We start from the raw sequence: 21,237 nt of genomic DNA on the forward strand, positions 1-21,237 counted from the left end.
CTCTATTGTTACTTTTTCTTGAGAAAAGAGCTGGTCCATGGGGTGATAAATTTCAACCCGGCAGAGCCAATAGCATGATTGACCCGGTTTTTCACCAGTTCCTTGGGGCCTTGAGAGAGAAGGGTATCGAGGGAAGTGAGGAAATAATCAATTTCTGTTTCGGTGATAATTAGGGGGGGATAGACTCGCAACACCGAGCGGTTGTTGAGCATCAGGGTTCCCAGAATCCCGAACTGTTTGAGCAGCGCGGCAGCCACCATGCCGGGGAGATGCTCTTTGAGCACATTCTTCAACCCCGGAATCTTGGCAGGCAGATACTTAGCCTGGTCGACGATCTGTTCGTTGAACTCGATACCGACCATCAATCCCCGGCCCCGTACAGCACGAATCCAGTCCGGATATTTTTCTCGGATGGCTTCCAATCCGGCAAGGAGGCGTTCGCCCAAGGTTTTGGCCCGCTGACTGAGATCTTCTTGTTCATAGACCTCGAGGGCGGCCATGGCTGCGGCACAGCTGCTTGTTCTTCCGCCAAAGGTTGAGGTCTGCACCAAACAGTCATGGGGATTATCGTAGGCGGTTTCAAAGACCTTGGTTGTTGCAATGGTGGCGCCGATGGAGGCCAGTCCGCCACCTAAAGATTTGGCGATGACCAGGAGATCCGGAACCACCTCCTCATACTCACAGGCAAAAAAGGTGCCGGTGCGGCACATGCCGGTTTGGATCTCATCGAGAATGAGCAGGACCCCATAACGGGTGCAGAGTTCACGAACCTGTCGCAGATACCCGGCCGGCGGCACAATGACCCCGGCCTCGCCCTGAATGGGTTCGAGAATCACGGCGGCCACGGAATCTCCGCCTTCCGAGGGATTGTTTTTCAGCAAAATTTCAAGGGCCGCCGCATCGCCGTAAGGGACGGTTTTGCCGGGCAACAGCGGAAAAAATTCCCGTAGTCGCTGGCCACCGGTGACGGAGAGCGAGCCCAGAGTTTTGCCATGCAGCGAATTCTCGGCATAGATGAACTGCGGTCGTTTGCCTTTGAAGTAGCGAGCCGCTAGTTTCAGGGCCGCTTCCACGGCCTCGGTCCCTGAATTACAGAAGTAAAAACGGTCCAGAGTGCCGGGGGTGAGCAGGCTGAGATTATGGGCCAGACAGGCGGCATAGGGGGAAAGCAGCTCCTTGGAAAGATCCACCCGGTTTTCCCCCAGGACTTCAAGGATCGCCGCCTTAACCTTGGGATGGTTATGGCCAAGATTCAAAGCGCCGTAGGAGGAAACAAAATCAAGGAGTTCTCGCCCATTGCTGTCAATGATGGTGGCGCCCTGGGCCGACTGAGGCTGAATGGAGGTGTATTCCCCCATGTCAAGCAGGGCAACCAGGCCGGGATTGATATACTCTCTGAACAGGGCCACAGATTCCTTATAGGGTTTGGCGCTGACTTCGTCGACGGCAATCCAGTTTTTTCTCATGATTTATTCTCTTTTATGGGTATCTGTTGATTTTAAAGGAAGGCTGTTCAGGTGGAGAATCCTGAGCTGTTGGGAGTATTGGCATACCTTGCCTGACGCTCTCCCTGTAGATCACAACCTGAATTATGGAGAAGCGTTGTAAGGCCAGGTTCTGAAAAATTCCTCCAGGGCGGTGGCAGTGCGCAGGGCCTCCATGGTGTTGCCTTCCATGCTGATATTACCCTGGAAGAAACCCTGCTGGGGCGAAAGGCTACCCCGGATCACATTGAGAAAGGTTGCAGGCTGTACCTTATAGCCAAAAGCGCCTTGATGACCTGTGGTAATGTCGATCAAACGCCCCTTGTCTATTCTCAGGGTCCGGCTGGTGCAACAGGCAATCTCAAGCCAGAACTGGCAAGAGAGGGAGGCCAGACCTTTGATAAGCTGACGGCCGTAAAAAGTGGGGAGGAAGGTGTCAAAATATTCTTCAATACCCTGGCGGGAGGCGGAGGGCAGCAAAACTCTGGCGGCGTCCTCTTCCTTTTTGCTGGCCAGATAGATGCTAAAGGCGGTGAGCAACTCTTCTCCCGAGATGGTGGGTCGCCAAGCGCTCCCGAGGAGTGCCTCGAGATGGGTCCGGTCAAGCTGGATGTTCAGGTCAAGATAGTCATCATACATGGCGGTCTTGCGGGCCATGATCTTTTCAGCCGCTGTGGCCGGCCGCTGTTGGAAGGCATGGGCATCAACCAGACAGGCCGCTTCCCGGCCAAAGGCCGCGTTGAAGACCTCCTCCATCATTCTGTTGGGACAGGGGTGCGCACTGAGCAGATGAAAGGTCTGGCCATGGATATTTGGGCTGGCCGATATCCGCAGGAGGGCCTCGACCACGTTGTCGTCAAAAATAAAGGGCAGAGAACAGGTCACGTCGCCCCGTACCCTGACGGTTTCCTCGCCTTGCTTCTTGCGGCTGGCCGCAAGAAGGATACGAAAGACTCCATCGAGAAAGATAAAGGGGCCAAAGGTGTTCAGTGAGGCCTGCGAGGGCTGCCGCTCCAGGATGATGCTGGGCCGATAGATGGTGATTGCTGGATCGCCTGCTCCCCTCTGGCGCTGCATTTGCAAACGGAGGAATTGTTCACCCTGGAATTTGCTCTCTTCGTAGCCATTGCGAAAGTGTTGGCCACAATCAAGATCCTGCTCGTGAAAGATGCCGGCATGATCGCCACAGACAAAGGCGGTGGAGATGTGATGGAGATGGGCGCCCGCCTCCGCAGTGAGAGCGTAAATGTTTTTAACGCCGTTGATATTGACCGCTTCATAGTCAGCCACCGAGGCCCCCTTGAAATCGGTGCGGGCCGCCAGGTGAAAGATGCTCTCCACCGAGGTGCAGAGATCACGGTAGGTATCGGCATCCAGGCCAAGCTGGGGCTGCGAGACATCTCCTGACAGGTAGGTGCAGTTTGTGCTCAGGGGTTCATTGGCTTTTGGGGGCCGACGGCAGAGAGCAACAACCTGATTGCCCGCCGCACAGAGCGCCGCGACCAGGGGTCTGCCCACTACACCGGTGCCACCCGTGACTAAAATGCTCACTTCACCACCTGGCTGGCTGCCTGCTTCTGCCAGTTGAGAACTGCTTCCTCGGTTTCCTGGGCGGAAGGGATGTCCTCAACCAGGTGGCGGATGTTTCTGGTCATATTGGCAATATATTTCTCTTTCAAAGATTCATCGTTGAACTGCAGGGCTTTGCGGCTCCAGGCCAGGCAGTGGCCGCATTGCTGGCAGCCAAGCCGGCACTGAGGCATCTTGCGGGCAAAGAACTCAAGAAACCCCTCCAGCGCCTTATTGTCAAGGATGACATCCAGGGCCGGAAGGCGGGTGCCGTCGCCGTTGTCGCGAAAGGCCAGCCAGTGCGGCCATCCCAGCAGATCGAGCAGATTGCCGGAAAATTCCCTGGCCAGATAGCTGCGGCATAAGCGCAGGATTTCAGATCCTGGAAGTCCCCGGCCCGCTATCTTGAAATAGGAAATCCCAACCTCTTCCCAAAAATGCAGGTCTTCAGGGCGCACCCAGGGGCTCTTGAGGAATTCACCTTCCTTCCGGAGTTTCTGCAGAAAACACCAGTTGAGATAATACTGATTGTACGGGATACCGGCCCCGCCCCGCAAAAAGCTCTGCGAGCCCAAGGAGGCCACACAATTATGATTGTACTTGAAATGGCACTGGCTGATGCAGACGGGATTGACGATGATTTCCAGGGGCACCTGGCTCTCGGCACCGGCTGTGCGTAAAAATTGAAAATCCCGGTTGACCTCTACATCGAGCACCACTCTGGCCGCGCCGGCCTCGTGATACTGATTGATTCCAGCCACGGCCCCCACGTAGCCGATGGTGGAGGTCACCACCTCAAGCTGGGGGAAGGTGCTGCTGATAATTTCCACCAGGTAAGGAATGGCGACGGTGACCGAAGCAACTCCGGCATCCACGAGAAATTGGAGCAATGCGGCCAGCTCCGCGCGGCCTTCATGGGTGTACTCCAGGTTCGAGTAACTGGGGGCGTTGAACAGGTAATTGAAGGGAATGCCCTTTTCCCGGGCCTGGACGACATGGCGCTGAAACTGTTCGCGACTGACCGCCGGAAGGTACTTGGCGGGCCGGGCTGAATTGAAGACACCCTCCTGGAAGGAACCGTAGATTTCGGCAACCTGACCCCCGCTGTCTGCAAATTCGCGGTTGAGGTCGCCCAATTGGTCGATGAATTCAGGGGTGAAGGTGGTGGGGACGGTGAAATTGCGCATTAAAGTAAAGCCTCGGAAACGAAATCGATGTTTTTTGATACAAGAAGAATGGGCGGTCGTCCGGCATGGCTTTCGCTGTGGCGCTCCAGCTTCAAGCGCAGTGTACCGGACAGGACATCCGTGGATGCCAAGGGAATCACTATTTTTTTAGTTTCCCCGGCGGCGATCGGGTGCTGTTCATTGCTGACCTGGACTTTTTTATCTGTCGACAGCTCCTTGTCTTTTACAGAGGTCAACACGAGTTGGATCTCTTTTTCCCCATAGGTTCCGGTGGGCAAGTCATGGGGTAGGTTGTTGCGGAGAGTGACCTCAAGGGCCGGAGCGTTTGGCCCTGTTTTTATGGCTAGGGCTGTGATCGTAACCCCGCCTGGGAAGTTGACCATCTTTTCCAAGGTTATTTCATGGCTGCGGGTGGGGAGTTCGTCTTCGAAGGCGACCAGAATGTTGGAGAAAAAATTGGTTCCCTGGGTTGCGCGGCGCTGGACAACGGGCTGGTGGCATTCCTGACACGTTCGGGTTTCCTGTCGTGCTGCTGTCTTTTGCCACTGGGTGTGGGTCTCTGCATGGCAGGCCGCGCAGAGGGACTGGCTCGCATAAAAGGTACTATCTTCCTCGACCGGATGGGGGTTAAACAAGGCGGAACTTGCGTGGGGGCCATGCATCTTCCCCTCGGAGAGATGACAGCTGATGCAGGTGACGCCTTCTTGCTGGTGAAAGGAGCGGCTTTCTGTTTTTTCGGCACGGATCTCCAGGGGACTGTGGCATTTGAGGCATTCTTCTTCCGGTGGACTGCCAGCTGCCTCCTGAAAGGTTGTGCTGGTGAAGGCCTTTGCATGGGCTGTGCCTTGCCATTCTCGATACTGGTCGACATGACATGCACCGCATTGGCTGGCCTGCGGGCCTTCAAGCCCTTCGGATGAAATGCGAGTCAGGTTGCCAAAGGTGGCGCAACCGGCAAGCAAGAGTAAGCCAAGGAGGAGGCCAATTCCAGTGTTCCAGTTTGTGCTGTGGTTACAAGAAGGCATGCTGCAAAAATATTGTTAGAAGTGAGCAAGGGAAACCAGGCAGTCTGGTTCCAGTTCAAGGATGTCGCATATAGAGGCGGCACACTTCAGAGTGTGACCCCAAGGCGGGATGGACAGTATGGTCATCCATGATCTCCCCACACAAGGTGTCCATTGCTGTACGAAAAAATGGATGGCCCGAGTACATCACCAATGCGCTCACTGTATCACATAAAGATGAATATTTCATGAAGAAGACGGAAAAATAAAAAATGGAAGTGATCGCAACAATCTTGAATTACAATATTTTTTTGTTGAATAAAATAAAGTGATAATTATTCTTTTTTTGAAAGTTTATGTGGTGAAGCCAACGATAGTTGGATACCAATCGGTCCCAGAAGTGGGACGCCGATCAACAAGAGGCGCAAGTGCCCCCTTACAAGCTTATTGTGTTTCCTCCATCGCATTAAACATTGTGGTTGGGGTAGGCAAACAGGCGATTGCTCGCCCTACACCCTATCGAATAATCTGGAAAATTCTACCATCATCCCAGATTCATATTTAATTTTTCTTAGCGAATGCCTCCAACCCCCCTACCACGTATTGAGCTTTAAAACCGGCATCAGTCAGCCGTTGCTGCACCGATTGGCTGACCGAGCCGCCGCGAACACAGTAGACAATCACCTCACGTTGCTCCGGAAGGGTCTGTATCCATTGGTCCATATCAACAGGATTTTTCCATTGCGCCCCGCCAATCGTTTCGGGAGCTTTGTCAAAATCTTCTTTTCGCCTGACATCGAGCAGGGTGAAATCCTTGCCAGCAGCAAGCAGGTTGACCAACTCAACAGCGGTTAAACTTTTTTCCATAGTGATCCTCTCTACAGGATGATGGTTTCGTAAAAATTCTATTTCTGTCATCGACGAGCACCGCGATGATAAATCTCATAATAATTCCAGATTGTTATCGCTGCGATCGAAATGACAACACCGAGACTTCTTCCTTTTTGCGAGTTCATCATAAGATGAGTTTCCACAGAAATCCAATGCAGGAACAGACTGCAAGGACGGTGATCATCCCAATTTTCAAATACTTCATGGCCAGATAGGAAAGGCCGGCGAGCAGCAGGCCAAACCAGTCGGCGGTTGCCCAATGCGGCGCTGGGATGGTTGCGCCGAACAGATGGATTGCTCCGATCCGCGCAAAGAGGGCATTGATTCCGAACCAGAGGGAAAGGTTGAGCACCACGCCGACCACCGCCGCAGTGATGCCTGAAAGCGCCCCGTTCATCAATCTGTTGTTGCGCAGCTTCTCCACATAGGGCGCACCAAGAAAAATCCAGAGAAAACATGGGGCAAAGGTTACCCAGACGGTCAGCAGAGCGCCAAGAGTTCCAGCCACATAGGGATTAAGCACACCGGGATCGCGGTAGGCGGCGAGAAAACCGACGAACTGCACCACCTGAATAAGCGGGCCAGGTGTGGTTTCCGCCAGCGCCAGGCCGTCGAGCATCTCCCCAGGCTGCAGCCAGCCATAACCGGCCACCGCCTCCTGAGCCATGTAGGCCAGGACCGCATAAGCCCCGCCAAAGGTAACGGTGGCCATCTTGCTGAAAAATAGCGCAATTTGGGTAAAGACATGTTCCGGGCCAAGGATGAACAAGAGCAGCAGGACCGGTCCAAGCCAGATCAATCCCCAGGTGACCAGGACCTTGAGGCTGCGCCTCAAGGTGGGTGTAAAGCGACCCTCAGCGTCTTTGGCAAGCAGGATATCTATGATTCCATCTTCACTTCCGGTCTCAGCCACGGTCGAGCTGCCGCAAATCCATTGGGGACATGCCGCGCCTAAATACTGAGGACAGAAACTCATCCCCAAATAGCCAAGGAGTCCGGAAACTACAATGACCAAGGGAAAGGGCGCTTGATAGAAAAACATAGCAATGAAGGCGAGACCGGCCAGGCCCATCAGATACGGCGTTTTCAGGGCCTTGCCGGCGATACGAAAGACCGCCATGATTACAATGGCAAGAACCGCCGGTTTCAGCCCGTAAAAGAAGGCCTGGACCGCGGTAACCTGGTGAAAACCGGCATAGAGAACGGTCAGCGCCAGGATGGTCAGCATGCCGGGGATAACAAAGAGCAACCCGGCAGCCAGTCCTCCTTTGGTGCCGTGCAAAAGCCAACCAATGTAAGTGGCCAACTGCTGGGCTTCTGGCCCAGGCAAGAGGTGGCAGTAGTTGAGGGCATGGAGAAAGCGGTCATTGCCAATCCATTTGCGTTCTTCAACCAGCATCCGGTGCATCAGGGCAATCTGCCCTGCCGGTCCGCCGAAGCTCAATAGCCCGATGCGGGTCCAGACTTTGAGGGCCTCACGAAAGGACACATCGTGTTCCATACCGCCACCTCTTCCATGCTTGGGAATGGCTCGCGTCATGCAAGCCAGGGTTGGGGCGATTACGCGCCGAAATACTTGAGACAATCGGCGTGCAGCTTCTGATGTTCACCCAGGACCTTGTTGAAGCGGCAATGCATATCCTCAACCAGATGGAGGACGTATTCCTTAGCCGCCCCTTCACCGTAGAGTTCGGTGAACATCTTGGCGTTTTCCAGTACCTGGGCAAAATCGTGGCGCTCGTACTTGGTTTCCGGGTTGTCAATCCACTCGTGGACCTCGCGGTATTCCTTGCCGGTCCGGTTGAGGCTCGATTGGATATGCACATTCAATTCAGGCATGGCTGTTCTCCTTCTTATTGTTGGATTGAGAGGCTCAGTTTGGGTTGAGGTTACAGGTTATCCGGTGGCGGTTCTTCGCGGACAGTCATCAGAAACAGGGGGATTGAGGCAAGCAGCAGGACGGCGACAAGGGCAAAGGCCCGACCGTAGCCCATCGAGGCCACCAGCAGACCGGTGAGGATGGGACCCGAGGCATGACCAACATCGAAGATTGTCCCAAAGACACCCATGGCTGCCCCGTAATGCTGGGCCTTACAGTAATCGGCCACCATGGCCGCCGAGGACGAGGTGACAAAGGCCTCGCCAAGGCCGAAGACCATGCCGGCGAGCATCAGGGGGACAAAATCGGTCAGATGCGGGATAAAGGCAAAGGGCACGGCACAGAGCAGCATCCCGGCAACGATCAGCGGTCGCCGCCCCCAACGATCCGAGACCTTTCCCATCAAAGGTTTGCTGATCATGGTGACCACGATCTGCACACCCCAGATCAACCCGGCCTGGAAGACGTTGAGCCCGGCCACGGAAACAGCGTAGACCGGAAGAAAGGCCTCCAGTGCCCCCATGCTGATGTTCTGAATCCCTTCCATGGAAGAGGTCATGAGGACTCGCTTGTCAGCCACCACCTCCCGGATGCCGCGGACAAAAAGATGCAATCTCTCGGTTAATCCCTTGCCTGCCACCGGTTTATCGCCATGACGCAGGGTGCGGAGTCCCAATACCAGAGCAGCAACACCGGTTATGCCGCTCAAAAGAAAAACCATCCGAAATTCGCCCAAACCAGCTGACGCCTCACCGCCAAGCAGGAAAAGGACATATCCGCCAATCGGCGCGCCCAGCAAAGTGCCGGCAATACAGACCGAGGAGAACCAGCTGAGCAGCTCGCCCTTACGCTTGCCGGCCACGTCCGCCACCACGGCCATGGCTACCGGGCCGTAGATGGCAGTGGCCAGGCCGTGAAGAAAACGCACCACGACCAAAGCCGAATACTCGGTGATAAACAGGTAGGCAAAAGGCATCAGGCCGAAAACCACCAGCCCGGCGAGCATGGTGCGGCGGCGGCCGATGATATCGGAAAGAGCGCCGGAGGGCATCTTGAACAAAATTCCGGTGACGGTGGAGATACCCACAGCCAAGCCGATCCCTTCCGGTCCGGCCCCAAGGGCCAGGGCGAAGAGCGGCAGCACCGGATTTCTCGCCAGAGCGTAGGAAAAACGGGCCAAGAAGCCGATGGAGCAGAGCGTGCGGAACAGAGAGGTTGTGGTTGTGGTGGGATGCAAGGCGGTGGCGCTCATTGTGGTTCACCTTTGATTGATTTTTTAAAGCCCGCATGGAGGGCGTCAAAGAGTAGAAGCGCACGTTCCAGCAATTGATAGTCGTCTGTGGAAAGGGCAATCAGGCCGTCGAGCAACGTCTTCAGCAGGGCCGCATCATCGGAGAGGGCACCTTCCTGAACATCAATGCATTGCACCAACTCGCCGATCTTGAGCACCGAGGGATCGAGTAAGCCAAAACCGCGCGTCATGACTTCAAAGGTGATCAACTCGCCCTGATGGGTAAATTCGGCCCCGGTCATGTCAAAAGGGATTTCCCCTGCCATTGCAACCTCATCAGGCTGGAGAAAACGAAGGGTCGCCTGCGGATCAATGAAGCGGCGGATCAGCCAGGAGCAGGTCAACCGATCAATATAGGGCTGGGCTCGGGTCACCCAGGTGCGACCCAGGTAGTTGGAACGGTCGAACCTCGGTTGGGGATCGGCCGGCACCTCCGGGTTGCGGAGCTTTTCTCCGGCAGCGTCGAGGACGGCGAGGGTCTTGGCTGCCGCTCCCGAGGGAAAAAAATCCCTCTCCCGCAGGGATTCACACCGTTTGCGCAGCTTGCGCAAAGCCACTCCTTGCTCCTTGCGCCAATCCGGAGGCTGCTCCTGGGGAGCGGCGGCCATGATCTCCCGTGTCTCGGCCTGGATCTGGGTAAATTCCGGATCAATCTGCGCCTGGAAAAGGTGCTCGATCTGGCTATCCGCCATCCCCTCCACCCGACTGCATTGGATCGCCAGGGCCTCACCCCCCAGAGCTTGGACCTCGCCGATCAGCCAGGTGATGTTTTCCAAGCGATCGTCTCGGTTAGGCAAAATCTGCAGGCCGGTTTTCAACTGCACCGCACCGGTGGCCGAGATACGCCGCCAGATGCGCATCCGTGCTTTGGCGTTGACCGCAGGAATCGAATATGAAAAGAGAATCCATTTATCATTCATAGTGAACATAAAATATGTTACACTTGTAACGATGTCAAGATGGAAAAGGTGACGCGGGGGAGTACGAGGAATTGGAGGGTGACGGGTATGGGAAAACAGCAGGAAGGAAATATGGCGGAGGGCTTTTCTGCTTCAGGTTCTGAGGGACATTCGGAACGGCAGACTAACTTTTATCGCCGTTAGAACCCTTTCCAAGGGGCGAACCAGACACAGAGAGGTTCTGGCGTTGCCCCCTACCCTTTTTAACTCGCCACCTCCGGGAATCTGGCTCGAGCGAGGGAGGCCTTTTGAGGAGGAAGAGATTTTACATCCCGGCGAGAGCACCAACCGTCCAGTCAAGAAGAGCACCGGGGAAAAAACCGAGCCCAAGAACGCCCAGCAGACACACACCAAGGGCGGTCGCCATGCCACGGGTGATCGTCAGGCCAGCGGTTTGCTCCGAGTCATGCATGTACATGTAGCGGACAACTCGCAGATAGAAATAAGCCGAAATGGCGCTGAAGATCACGGCCAGAACCACGGTCAGGGTATAACCGGCGGCAAAGGCCGCTTTGAGCAGATAGAACTTGCCGATGAAGCCACCGGTGGGCGGAATACCGGTCAGGGAAAACATGAACACCAGCATCAGGGCAGCGGCCACCGGGTTGCGGCTCGCCAGTCCCTTGCAGTCGTCCAGGGACTCGTGAGGATTGTCGGGTGTAGCCAGCAGCATGAGGACAGCAAAGGCCCCCATGTTCATGAATAGGTAGATGACCAGATAGGTCATTGTAGCGGCCATGCCCTCCGTTGTCCCCGCCAGGAGGCCAAGCAGGGCATAACCGGCATGGGCGATGGCTGAATAAGCCAGCATCCGCTTGAGACTGTGCTGGCACAGGGCGGTGATGTTGCCCACGGCCATGGTCAGCAGGGCAATCACCGCCAGCACCGGCCCCCAATGATCGTAGAGTTGGGGCAGACCGAGGAACAGAACCCGGCCGAAAATCGCAAACCCTGCGGCCTTGGGGCCAACGGACATGAAAGCGGTTACAATGGTCGGCGCCCCCTCGTACACATCCGGGGTCCAGAGGTGAAAAGGCGCCGCCGCCACCTTGAAACAGAGACCTGCCAGCATCAAGCCCAGAGCGACCAGCAGGGCCGGATTGACGCTCATCGGCGAAGCGCCGATCAATTCCTCGATCCGGGCAATTTCGGTGGTGCCGGTCAGGCCGTAGAGGAGCGACATGCCAAATAACAGCAGGGCTGAAGCGAATCCGCCCATGAGGAAATACTTGATCGATGCCTCGCTGGTCCGGCTTTCCCGCTTGTGCAATCCCACCATGGCGTACACCGGCAGGGCCATCAGCTCCAGTCCCAGATACAGCACCATCAGGTCGCCAGCCGAGGCCATCAACAACATACCGACCAGGGAAAAGAGCATCAGGCTGTAATATTCACCCTGGCGCAGGCCGATGATGCGGCAAAAATACTCGCTCATCAAGACAGTCAGGATGACGCCTCCTAGGCAGATGGCCTTAAAGACCATGGCATAGCCGTCGGTGAGGAACATGCCGCCAAAAGAAGTGGTCGGACGCGACCCCAGGACCATGGCCAGTCCAGTCAGGCAGCCGACCACGGTCAGCCAGGGCAGCAGCTGCCGCTGGCGGGGCATGAACAGATCAAAACCGATCAGCAGCACACCGATGCCGATCAGCAGCAGTTCCGGAAGGACGGGTTCAACGGCGGTCCAGTTGACAGCCACGGTCTCGATCATGATCGTTCCTCTTTCAAGATCACGGAATAATATCCAGGGTTCACGGATGCAGGAGGGAGTTGACCACCGGCCCGGCCAGCCCCACGCCATGGACCTGATCAAGCAGATGCCCCACGGAAACGTGGAGAAAGCCGAGCAGGGCATTGGGGTAGAGACCGATCCAGAAAATGAGCAGAACCATGGGCACAAGCGTCAGAATTTCGCGTAGATTCAACTCAACCAGGCCATGCATCTTCTCCTTGACCTCGTTGAAAAAGATGCGCTGATAGAGCCAAAGCATGTACCAGGCTCCGAGAATCAGGCCGGAGGAGGCGATGACCGCCGTCCAGGGCTGCCGCTCAAAACTGCCCAGCAGGATGAGAAATTCGCCGATAAAGCCATTGGTGCCGGGCAGCCCCACGGCCGCCAGGGTAAAGAGGAGAAAGAAGCCGGCAAAGACCGGCATGGTCGAGGCCAAGCCGCCGTAAGCCACGATCTCCCGGGTGTGGGTGCGTTCATAAACCATGCCGATGGCGAGGAAGAGCGCGCCGGTGACCACGCCGTGATTGATCATCTGCAGGATGCCGCCCTCAAGCCCGTGCTGATTGAGTGCAAAAAGGCCCAGGGTGACAAAACCCATATGGCTGACCGAGCTGTAGGCGATCAACCGCTTGAGATCGGTCTGGGCCAGACAGATGATTGCCCCGTAGACAATGGCAATCACTGAAAGGATGAGCATGGGCAGCATCATCTGCTGGGTGGCATCGGGCAGGATCGGCAGGGAGAAACGGAGAAATCCGTAGGCTCCCATCTTGATCAGCACCCCGGCAAGGATGACTGAACCGGCGGCCGGAGCCTCGGTATGGGCGTCCGGCAGCCAGGTGTGCACCGGCCACATCGGCACTTTGACCGCAAAGGCGGCGAAAAAGGCCCAGAAAAGGATCAACTGCAGCTTGAGCGAATAGGGCTGCCCGGCCAGTTTGAGGATATCAAAGGTGTGGCCGCCGTTTTGATAGAGCAAGATGATGCCCACCAGCATCAGGAGGCTGCCGACCAGTGTATACAGGAAAAATTTGACGGTGGCGTAAATCCGGTTCGGTCCACCCCAGACACCGATGATCAAAAACATCGGGATCAGCATGGCCTCCCAGAAAATATAGAAGAGGAAAAAGTCAGTGGCGCAGAAGACGCCAATCATGGCCCCTTCCAGGATCAGCAGGGCGACAAAAAACTCCTGCACCTTGGTGGTGATGGCTTCCCAGGAGACAAGGATCGACAGCACAATGATCAGGGCGGTGAGCAGAAGAAAGAGCACACTGATGCCGTCGATGCCCAGGGCATAGTTGATATTGAGCGCCGTGATCCAGGGGTACACCTCCCGGAACTGCATCACATAGGTGCTTTTATCAAACAGCAGCACGATCGGCAGGCAGAGAAGAAACTCGACCAGGCTGATGATCAGGGCCATGATCTTGATGGTCGCGGTCTGCTGCCTGGGGACGATCAGCAGGGAAAGTCCGCCGAGGATCGGGAAAAAGATCAGGGTGCTGAGGAGAGGTATGGACATCGAGACGCTTCCTGAGTTGGGTTTCGAGTTAAATGCCGATCAAGAGAACGAGGAGAAGTGCCAATGCGCCCCCCCCCATCCAGGCGAGATAATGCGACACTTGCCCATCCTGTACCCGTCGCAGTTTCTCGGAAAAACCACCGATCGCTCGGGGAATGCCGTTGACGATCCCCTCGATGCAGGCCAGATCAACGATGGTCAGCAGCACCCGGCGGCTGAAGGCGAGTGTGGGCTTGATAATGACCGTGCTATACAGCTCATCGATGTAATATTTATTGAGCAGCAACCGATAGAAAAAGGCGAGACGTTCAGCCACAATGCCGGGCAGATGGGGCTTCATTCGGTACATAGAGTAGGCCAGGCCGATGCCGCAGACCCCGGCTAAAATCGAGCCGCCCATGAGCAGCCCCTCGGTCAATCCAGAAACATGGATATGGGGGTGTCCGAGTACCGGTGTAAGGAATTGGGCCCAGTGGTTGTCGCCGCCAAGAATGGTGGGCACGCCGAACCAGCCGGCACCTACGGCGCCGATTGCCAGGATAACCAGCGGCACGGTGACCACGGCCGGCGATTCATGGCAATGATCCCACTGATGCTCGGTGCCGCGGAATTCCCCATGGAAGATAAGGAAAAAGAGGCGGAAGGAATAGAAGGCGGTCATGAAGGCCACCAGGGTACCGATGGCCCAGGCGAATTTTCCGGCACCCAACTCGGTATTAAAGGCCATGAGTAGGATCTCGTCCTTGCTGAAAAAACCGGCCAGACCGGGTACGCCTGAGATCGACAGCGAGGCCAGGAGAAAGGTCCAGTAGGTGATTGGCATTTTGTGTTTGAGGCCGCCCATGGAACGGACATCCTGCTCGTGGTGCATGCCGAGGATCACCGAGCCGCAACCGAGAAAAAGCAGGGCCTTGAAAAAGGCGTGGGTAAACAGATGAAAGATACCGGCGGAATAGGCGCCAACGCCGCAACCGATGAACATGTAGGCCAACTGGCTGACCGTGGAATAGGCGACCACGCGCTTAATGTCGGTCTGGACCAGGGCGATGGTGGCGGCAAACAGGGCGGTGACCGCGCCCAGGACGGTGATCAGGTTGAGGGCAAAGTGGGACAGTTCAAAAATCGGATTGCAGCGGGCGACTAAAAAAACACCGGCGGTGACCATGGTGGCGGCATGGATCAGGGCGCTGACCGGGGTCGGGCCCTCCATGGCATCGGGCAGCCAGACATGGAGCGGAATCTGGGCCGACTTGCCGATGGCCCCGCAGAACAGCAGTAGGGCAATAACCGTGGCCAGACTCACTTGGCTGCCAAAGAAAGAAATCATCTGGCTGTCCAGGGAACCAACTCGGCTGAAGACTTCCTGATAATGGAGGCTGCCGAATTGGGTGAAAATCAGAAAGAGCCCGAGGATAAAACCAAAATCGCCGAAGCGGTTAACGATAAAAGCCTTCTTGCCGGCATCGGCGGCGGACCGCTTTTCGTAGTAAAACCCTATCAAAAGGTAGGACGAAAGCCCGACTGCTTCCCAACCGAAAAACAACTGGAGAAAATTGTTACCCAGCACCAGCATGAGCATGGAAAAGGTAAAGAGGCTCAGATACGCAAAAAAACGGTAGTAGCCCTCCTCGCCCTTCATGTAGCCCACCGAATAGATATGCACCAGCGAACTGACACTGGTGACCACGATCAGCATCACCGCAGTCAGCTGGTCAACAAGAAAGCCCACCGAGACGCTGAGGTTGCCGGACTCAATCCAGGTGTAGATGTCCTGGTTGATGATTTCGCCCGAACGGACCCGGAAAAAGGCGGCCAAGGCGCAAACAAAAGAGAGCAGGACCGTAACGATCGGCAGCCAATGCGCCCGTGTCCCCCAACGCTTGCCCAGAAGCAAAGTCAGGACAAAGGAGGCCAGCGGCAGCAGCGGGATGGCGAGCAAGGAAGCCGGCATAGCAGTTATCCTTTCAGTTGGTTGATGGTGTCGACGTGCACAGTACGCCTGCTCCGGTAGAGCGCAATGGCAATCCCCAGCCCGATGGCAGCCTCGGCAGCGGCCACAGTTATAATGAAGAAGGTGAAGGCCTGACCGCGTAAACTATCCATGAAGTGGCTCAGCGCCACCAGGTTGAGGTTAACGCCGTTCAGCATCAACTCGGTAGAGAGAAACATGATGATCACATTACGTCGGGTGAGAAAACCGCAGACTCCGATGCAGAACAGGATGGCGGCCAGGGTCATATACCAGGAAAGAGGAATCATAGGGTTACCTCCTTGGGGCCGGGTTGCTGGTCGCTCGTCGTCTCAGCCTCTTCAATCTTGCCCTCGTCCCGTCGCGCCAGTACCAGACCGCCGACCAGGGCCACCAGCAGGATGAGACCGGCGATCTCAAAAGGCAGCAGATAGGTGGAATACATCTCCTGCCCCATGGCCTTGGTGTGGGTCAGTTCGTTGATCGCGGCTGTCGACCAGGTGCCCTTTTCGCCGAGGGTAAAGGCGGGTGTGACATAGACCAGTGCCAAAGCCAGACCAACAGCGATAATCCTGCCCACCCAGGGGTTGGGGATAAAGGCGTCCAGATGCAGTTCCTCGCGCAAACTGACCAGGAAGAGCACAAAAAGGTAGAGCACCAGAATGGCCCCGGCATAGACAATGATCTGCACCGCCGCCAGGAACTCGGCGTTCAGCGTCAAGTAAAGTCCGGCCATGTGAAAAAAGAGCACCAGGACCATGAGCACGCAGTGGACCGGGTTACGCAGGCTGATGGCCAGGATGCCGCTGGCAATGATCATCAGGGCGCAGTAGCCAAAAAAGATCTGGAGAAACATCGACACCCCCTCTTTAGGATTGTTCCGGCGCGTGGTGCTGCCGCCATTTTCGTCCTACCACCTGCTGCTCGCCGCTCCACTCGGGCGAGACGAGCAACCGCTTCGGGGCGGGCAGATCGCGCTCTGCCAGGCCGCGCGGCCGCCAGAAGGGATTGACATATTCCTCGATTGGCCGGTCCATCCCGGAGGCAAACCGGTCCCAATTGGCCAGCAGTTGCTCCATGGTGAAATAGAGCGAAGGCCGATCGTAGGAGCCGTATTCATAGACTTCGGTGAGCACAATGGCGTTGACCGGGCAGACCTCTTCGCAGTAGCCGCAATAGACACAGCGCAGGGACTCTATCCGGTAGCAGTCGATCACCCGGCGACTGCCCGGCTCCTTGTCCTTGTGCGAGCGGATGCGGATGCAGCGCGAGGGACAGGCCATGGCGCAGCGCATACAACCGATGCACTTGCTTCTGCCGGTCTCGGGATCGCGCACCAGGGCGTGCTGGCCGCGAAACCCGACCTGGATCTGCGGTTTTTCATCGGGATACTGGCGGGTAATCGGCTTGGAAAAGAGCTTCTTGAGCGTCAAGGTCATGCCCTGAACAATCTCCGCCTGGAACAGGGTCGCCAAAAGGCCGCGTTTGGGTTTGTATTGAATCTGCATAGTTTTTGAGATCTCTCCCCTCTCCTTACCCGATCAGCGCCTTGAGGAAGGCGGTGAGAACGATATTTGCCAGCGCTAAGGGAATGAGCAGTTTCCAGCCCAGATCCATCAACTGATCATAGCGATAGCGCGGCAGCGTGGCCCGTATCCAGATGAAGAGGAACATAAACAGGTAGACCTTGAGCACGAACCAGAGCGGCGGGAAAAAAGGTACCGCAAAGGGGCCGTTCCAGCCGCCGAGAAAACAGACCGTGCCGATGGAGGCCATAACCATCATGCCGATATACTCGGACATGAAAAAGATGGCGTAGCGCATGCCGCTGTACTCGGTGGCATAGCCGGAAACTAGTTCGGTCTCCGCCTCGGGCAGATCAAAGGGCACCCGGTTGGTTTCGGCCAGCATACTGATGAAGAACACAAAAAAACCGATGCACTGCGGCAGGAGATACATGCCCAGAATCGAGTTGCCCTGGGCCTCGACGATCTCGCTTAAGTTAAGCGAACCCGACAGCAGCATTACCCCAACCAGACTGAGCCCCATGCTAATTTCGTAGCTGATGACCTGGGCCATGGAGCGCAGGCCGCCGAGGAAACTGTATTTCGAGTTCGAGGCCCAACCGGCAAGGACCACGCCGTAACTGGCCAGTGAACTCATGGCAAAGATGAACAGCAAACCGATATTGATGTCCGCCAGGACCCAACCCTTGGCAAAGGGCAGCACCGCCAGTGAGGTCATCATCGCCACCAGGCAGATGATTGGCGCGGCTAGGAAAGTCGGCCGGTCGGCATTGGCCGGGATGATGTCTTCCTTAAAAAAGGATTTGACGCCGTCGGCAATAGGCTGGAGCAAGCCGTGCCAGCCGACCCGCATCGGACCCAGGCGAACCTGCATATGGCCGATGATCTTGCGCTCAAAATAGGTTGCATAGGCCACATGGAGCATGACCACGGCAAAGAGGATGATGATCCACACGAGCATGAGAAGGATTTCCATACTGTTCCTCAGTAATCAAGCAGGCCGGTTCATGGGAAAAATTACCGGTCGGATTCGCCCAGAACCACGTCCAGGCTGCCGATATTGGCGATCAGATCGGCAATTAATTCGCCCTTGGCTATCGCTGCCAAGGCCCCAATATGAATAAATGAAGGTGAACGGATGTGCATCCGGTAGGGCCGGTTGTTGCCGTCGGAAATGAAATAAAAACCCAGCTCGCCCTTGGGGACCTCAGTGGCCACATAAATGTCACCGGTCAAATAAGGGGTGCGGTCGCGGATTAAGCGGATGAGACCGGTGCCGTAGGCGCTGCTGTCGGCCTCGATTCGGGCCGGAACCTTATTGGGCATGACCAGATCCGGGGCATTCGGGCCAATGATCGGGCCGGGAGGCAGTTGATCGATGCACTGCTGGATGATGCGCACCGACTGGTGCATCTCTTCCATGCGGCAGCGGTAGCGGGCGTAGATGTCGCCATCGCTGCCCAGCGGCACCTCGAACTCCACCTGATCGTAAGCATCATAGGGTTGGTGTTTGCGCAGGTCGTAGTCGACGCCCGAGCCGCGCAAACAGGCGCCGGTGAGGCCAAGGGCCAGGGCTTCTTCGCCGCTGAGCTTGCCGACGCCGACCGTCCGCTTCAGCCAGATACGGTTGGTGTCGATTAGGGTTTCATACTCTTCGACTTTCGAGGGAAAGATGTCGAGGAACCGCTGCAATTCATTCACGAAATACGAGGTGACATCCTGACGGATGCCACCGATCCTAGGGTAGGAGAAGGTCAGGCGGGCGCCGCACAGCTCCTCGAACAGATCAAGCAGGATCTCGCGTTCGCGGAAGCAATACAAAAAAACCGTCATGGCGCCGATGTCCAGGGCGTGGGTGGCCAGCCACAACAGGTGCGAGCAGAGGCGCGACATCTCGCAAACCATGGTCCGGATGTACTGGGCCCGCAGCGGCACCGAGATGCCGAGCAGTTTTTCCACCGCCAAACAGTAGCCGACGTTGTTGGCCATGGCCGCGATGTAATCGAGCCGGTCAGTAAGGATCAGGGCCTGGGCATAGGTGCGGTTTTCCGCCAGCTTTTCAAAACCGCGATGGAGATAGCCGACCTGAGGGGTACACTCGATGATAGTTTCGCCATCCAGTTCGAGATCGACCCTGAGCACACCGTGGGTGGCCGGATGCTGCGGCCCCATGCGCAGGGAATAGCGTTCGCCCTCGCCGTCGGCCACCGGAACTTCAAGGGTTTGCTTGATCGGCGAGGTCATGGCTCATCCTCCTCATTGGGTTCGATTTGGCCATGGGCGTGCCCTGCCGGATCAAAGCCGAACTGATCCAGTTCCTTGACCTTTTCCAGCAGTTCGGTCATACCGGCCCACTCTTCCTTACCTTTGAGCGGGTAATCCTTGCGCAGGGGATGCCCCACCCAGTCCTCGGGCAGGAGCACTCGCTGAAGATTGGGGTGGCCATTGAAGCGGATGCCCATCAGGTCAAAGGTTTCCCGCTCCAGCCAATCGGCCCCGACCCAGAGGCCGACCACCGAATCAATGGCCGGGTCCTTGTCGCCAATCTCAGCGCGGAGACGAATTTCATGACGATGGGAAATGGAGTAGAGGTTATACACCACCTCGAACCGCGACAAACCGGGGTCCTTGCGCCGGACATTATCCACTCCGCAGAGTGAGCGCAGATGGTTCATCCGCAGATCATCGGTGTCGCGCAGCCAGCGGAGGATATCGACAATCCGGCTGGACCGGATAACGACAGCGGTCTGGCCCTGGTTCGAATAGCTGTGTAAAATTTCGCCGGGAAATTCGGCCCGCAGCCGGTCGGCTATCGCCATTGACTCCATCGGAACTGCTCCTTGAGAATCTTTTCCTGCAATTTAAGAAAGCCTTCCATCAGGGCTTCGGGCCGGGGCGGACAGCCGGGAACATAGACATCCACCGGGATAATCAGATCGACTCCCTGGGTCACTGCGTAGGTTTCAAAGACGCCGCCACTGCAGGCACAACTGCCCATGGCCATGACATAGCGGGGTTCGGGCATTTGGTCGTAGACCCGGCGCAGCACCGGCGCCATCTTCTTGGTCAAGGTACCGGCCACGATCATGCAATCGGCCTGCCGGGGACTGGCGCGAAAAAGAATGCCGAACCGGTCAAGGTCGTTGGTCGAGGCACCGGCATCCATCATCTCGATGGCACAGCAGGCCAAACCAAAGGTCACCGGCCAGATCGAACCGGCCCGGCCCCAGTTGACCAGTTTATTGAGCGGCCCCAGGATAGCGTTGGCACCGGGGATATACCGCACCCCCTCTTCCAGTTTGACCATGGATGGATCGCTTATTTCTCCCATTGCAGGACCCCCTTTTTCCAGGCGTAGATGTAACCGACCAGAAGCAGTGCGATGAACAGCAGCATCTCTACCAAGGCAAAAAGGCCCAACCGGTCGTAACTGACGGCCCAAGGGTAGAGGTAGATGGCCTCAACGTCGAAGACTACAAAAAGGATGGCGATCAGGTAGAATTTAACTGAAAAGCGCATTCGCGGCGCTTCGGTCGGTTCATTGCCCGATTCGTAGGCGATCAGCTTCTCCGGGTAGGGCCGGCTCAATCGGAAAAACCGCCCCAGGAAAAGGGTTAGCACTCCGAAAAGAACACCGAAAATCAGGAGCAGCAGAATGCCGAGATATTCCCTGGGGATGGCGTCCATGATCCGTACTCCGCTCAGCGCCGATTCTGCAACAACTGCTCGGCATAGGTCTGCCGGGCTGTTTGCGAGGCCTCAGCCGGGGTGGTAAAACTCAGGCAGCCGGTGGTGCATTTGGTGACGCAGGCCGGCTCCAACCCCTCATCGATCCGGTCCTTGCACAGGTCGCACTTTTCCACCTTGCCGGTTTCCGGGTTCCACTGGGGTACGGTCCAGGGGCAGGCGGTGATGCAGGCCTTGCAGCCGACGCAGGATTTGGCCTCGACATAGACGATGCCGTCCTTGTCGCGACGGCGCATGGCCCCGGTGGGGCAGGCATCGACGCACCAGGCCTTTTCACAGTGGAAGCAGGAGAGATAGACAAAATCGATCCGCGGCAACGGGCTTTCGGTCGAGGTCACCTCGATCATCCGGCAGTAGAAGGCGCCAGGACCGCTGTTGTTCTTGTCCTTGCAGTGGACCTCGCAGGCCCGGCAGCCAATACAGTCGGCCACGTCCTGGGTAATGATATATTTGCTCATTTTAGCTCTCCTGCGC

At 56.5% G+C, this 21,237-nt stretch carries 21 protein-coding genes; all 21 read right to left on the reverse strand.

Annotation, left to right across the window (positions count from 1 at the left end; all coding sequences use genetic code 11):
* Nucleotides 1-8: 8 nt before the first annotated feature.
* Nucleotides 9-1,466 carry an aspartate aminotransferase family protein gene (locus ACHZCX_RS04115; RefSeq protein WP_319585958.1) on the reverse strand — a complete coding sequence of 486 codons (1,458 nt, stop codon included), beginning with the start codon at nucleotides 1,464-1,466 and terminating at the stop codon, nucleotides 9-11.
* Nucleotides 1,467-1,589: 123 nt separating this feature from the next.
* A complete protein-coding gene (locus ACHZCX_RS04120) occupies nucleotides 1,590-3,035 on the reverse strand; it encodes an SDR family oxidoreductase (protein ID WP_319585959.1) in 1,446 nt (481 codons plus the stop codon).
* Complete coding sequence (locus ACHZCX_RS04125; RefSeq protein WP_319585960.1) at nucleotides 3,032-4,240, reverse strand: U32 family peptidase; 1,209 nt, start codon at nucleotides 4,238-4,240, stop codon at nucleotides 3,032-3,034. The genes ACHZCX_RS04120 and ACHZCX_RS04125 overlap by 4 nt, the downstream gene beginning before the upstream one ends.
* Nucleotides 4,240-5,265: a multiheme c-type cytochrome gene (locus ACHZCX_RS04130; RefSeq protein ID WP_319585961.1), complete on the reverse strand. Its 1,026-nt coding sequence runs from the start codon at nucleotides 5,263-5,265 to the stop codon at nucleotides 4,240-4,242. The genes ACHZCX_RS04125 and ACHZCX_RS04130 overlap by 1 nt, the downstream gene beginning before the upstream one ends.
* A 540-nt stretch (nucleotides 5,266-5,805) precedes the next feature.
* Nucleotides 5,806-6,111, reverse strand: coding sequence for a rhodanese-like domain-containing protein (locus ACHZCX_RS04135; RefSeq protein ID WP_319585962.1), 306 nt, complete (start codon nucleotides 6,109-6,111; stop codon nucleotides 5,806-5,808).
* Between the two features lie 148 nt (nucleotides 6,112-6,259).
* On the reverse strand, nucleotides 6,260-7,636 hold the full coding sequence (gene chrA, locus ACHZCX_RS04140) for a chromate efflux transporter (protein WP_319585963.1): 1,377 nt from the start codon (nucleotides 7,634-7,636) through the stop codon (nucleotides 6,260-6,262).
* Nucleotides 7,637-7,695: 59 nt separating this feature from the next.
* On the reverse strand, nucleotides 7,696-7,974 hold the full coding sequence (locus ACHZCX_RS04145; RefSeq protein ID WP_319585964.1) for a hypothetical protein: 279 nt from the start codon (nucleotides 7,972-7,974) through the stop codon (nucleotides 7,696-7,698).
* Nucleotides 7,975-8,024: 50 nt separating this feature from the next.
* Nucleotides 8,025-9,266, reverse strand: a complete 1,242-nt coding sequence (locus tag ACHZCX_RS04150) for an MFS transporter (RefSeq protein ID WP_319585965.1) — start codon at nucleotides 9,264-9,266, stop codon at nucleotides 8,025-8,027.
* Nucleotides 9,263-10,234, reverse strand: coding sequence for a chromate resistance protein ChrB domain-containing protein (locus ACHZCX_RS04155; RefSeq protein ID WP_319585966.1), 972 nt, complete (start codon nucleotides 10,232-10,234; stop codon nucleotides 9,263-9,265). The genes ACHZCX_RS04150 and ACHZCX_RS04155 overlap by 4 nt, the downstream gene beginning before the upstream one ends.
* Nucleotides 10,235-10,529: 295 nt before the next feature.
* Complete coding sequence (locus ACHZCX_RS04160; RefSeq protein WP_319585967.1) at nucleotides 10,530-11,975, reverse strand: NADH-quinone oxidoreductase subunit N; 1,446 nt, start codon at nucleotides 11,973-11,975, stop codon at nucleotides 10,530-10,532.
* A gap of 40 nt (nucleotides 11,976-12,015) precedes the next feature.
* Nucleotides 12,016-13,521 (reverse strand): NADH-quinone oxidoreductase subunit M, encoded by a 1,506-nt coding sequence (locus ACHZCX_RS04165; protein ID WP_319585968.1) that lies wholly within the window; start codon nucleotides 13,519-13,521, stop codon nucleotides 12,016-12,018.
* Nucleotides 13,522-13,549: 28 nt separating this feature from the next.
* On the reverse strand, nucleotides 13,550-15,472 hold the full coding sequence (gene nuoL / locus ACHZCX_RS04170; RefSeq protein ID WP_319585969.1) for an NADH-quinone oxidoreductase subunit L: 1,923 nt from the start codon (nucleotides 15,470-15,472) through the stop codon (nucleotides 13,550-13,552).
* A gap of 5 nt (nucleotides 15,473-15,477) precedes the next feature.
* Nucleotides 15,478-15,780 carry an NADH-quinone oxidoreductase subunit NuoK gene (nuoK, locus tag ACHZCX_RS04175; protein WP_319585970.1) on the reverse strand — a complete coding sequence of 101 codons (303 nt, stop codon included), beginning with the start codon at nucleotides 15,778-15,780 and terminating at the stop codon, nucleotides 15,478-15,480.
* Nucleotides 15,777-16,346 carry an NADH-quinone oxidoreductase subunit J gene (locus ACHZCX_RS04180; protein ID WP_319585971.1) on the reverse strand — a complete coding sequence of 190 codons (570 nt, stop codon included), beginning with the start codon at nucleotides 16,344-16,346 and terminating at the stop codon, nucleotides 15,777-15,779. The genes nuoK and ACHZCX_RS04180 overlap by 4 nt, the downstream gene beginning before the upstream one ends.
* Before the next feature lie 13 nt (nucleotides 16,347-16,359).
* Nucleotides 16,360-16,998, reverse strand: coding sequence for an NADH-quinone oxidoreductase subunit I (locus ACHZCX_RS04185; protein WP_319585972.1), 639 nt, complete (start codon nucleotides 16,996-16,998; stop codon nucleotides 16,360-16,362).
* Nucleotides 16,999-17,023: 25 nt separating this feature from the next.
* Nucleotides 17,024-17,992, reverse strand: coding sequence for an NADH-quinone oxidoreductase subunit NuoH (gene nuoH / locus ACHZCX_RS04190; RefSeq protein WP_319585973.1), 969 nt, complete (start codon nucleotides 17,990-17,992; stop codon nucleotides 17,024-17,026).
* 41 nt (nucleotides 17,993-18,033) lie between these two features.
* Nucleotides 18,034-19,260, reverse strand: a complete 1,227-nt coding sequence (locus tag ACHZCX_RS04195) for an NADH-quinone oxidoreductase subunit D (protein ID WP_319585974.1) — start codon at nucleotides 19,258-19,260, stop codon at nucleotides 18,034-18,036.
* Complete coding sequence (locus ACHZCX_RS04200) at nucleotides 19,257-19,844, reverse strand: NADH-quinone oxidoreductase subunit C (RefSeq protein WP_319585975.1); 588 nt, start codon at nucleotides 19,842-19,844, stop codon at nucleotides 19,257-19,259. Before ACHZCX_RS04200 ends, ACHZCX_RS04195 begins: the two co-directional genes overlap by 4 nt.
* Nucleotides 19,826-20,323: an NADH-quinone oxidoreductase subunit B family protein gene (locus tag ACHZCX_RS04205; RefSeq protein WP_319586060.1), complete on the reverse strand. Its 498-nt coding sequence runs from the start codon at nucleotides 20,321-20,323 to the stop codon at nucleotides 19,826-19,828. Before ACHZCX_RS04205 ends, ACHZCX_RS04200 begins: the two co-directional genes overlap by 19 nt.
* Nucleotides 20,324-20,334: 11 nt before the next feature.
* Entirely contained in the window at nucleotides 20,335-20,703 is a 369-nt protein-coding gene (locus tag ACHZCX_RS04210; RefSeq protein ID WP_319585976.1) for an NADH-quinone oxidoreductase subunit A, read from the reverse strand.
* A 14-nt stretch (nucleotides 20,704-20,717) separates the two neighbouring features.
* Nucleotides 20,718-21,221 carry a 4Fe-4S dicluster domain-containing protein gene (locus ACHZCX_RS04215; protein ID WP_319585977.1) on the reverse strand — a complete coding sequence of 168 codons (504 nt, stop codon included), beginning with the start codon at nucleotides 21,219-21,221 and terminating at the stop codon, nucleotides 20,718-20,720.
* Between the last annotated feature and the right edge of the window lie 16 nt (nucleotides 21,222-21,237).

Source organism: uncultured Desulfobulbus sp. (assembly GCF_963662935.2).
GTDB lineage: Bacteria > Desulfobacterota > Desulfobulbia > Desulfobulbales > Desulfobulbaceae > Desulfobulbus.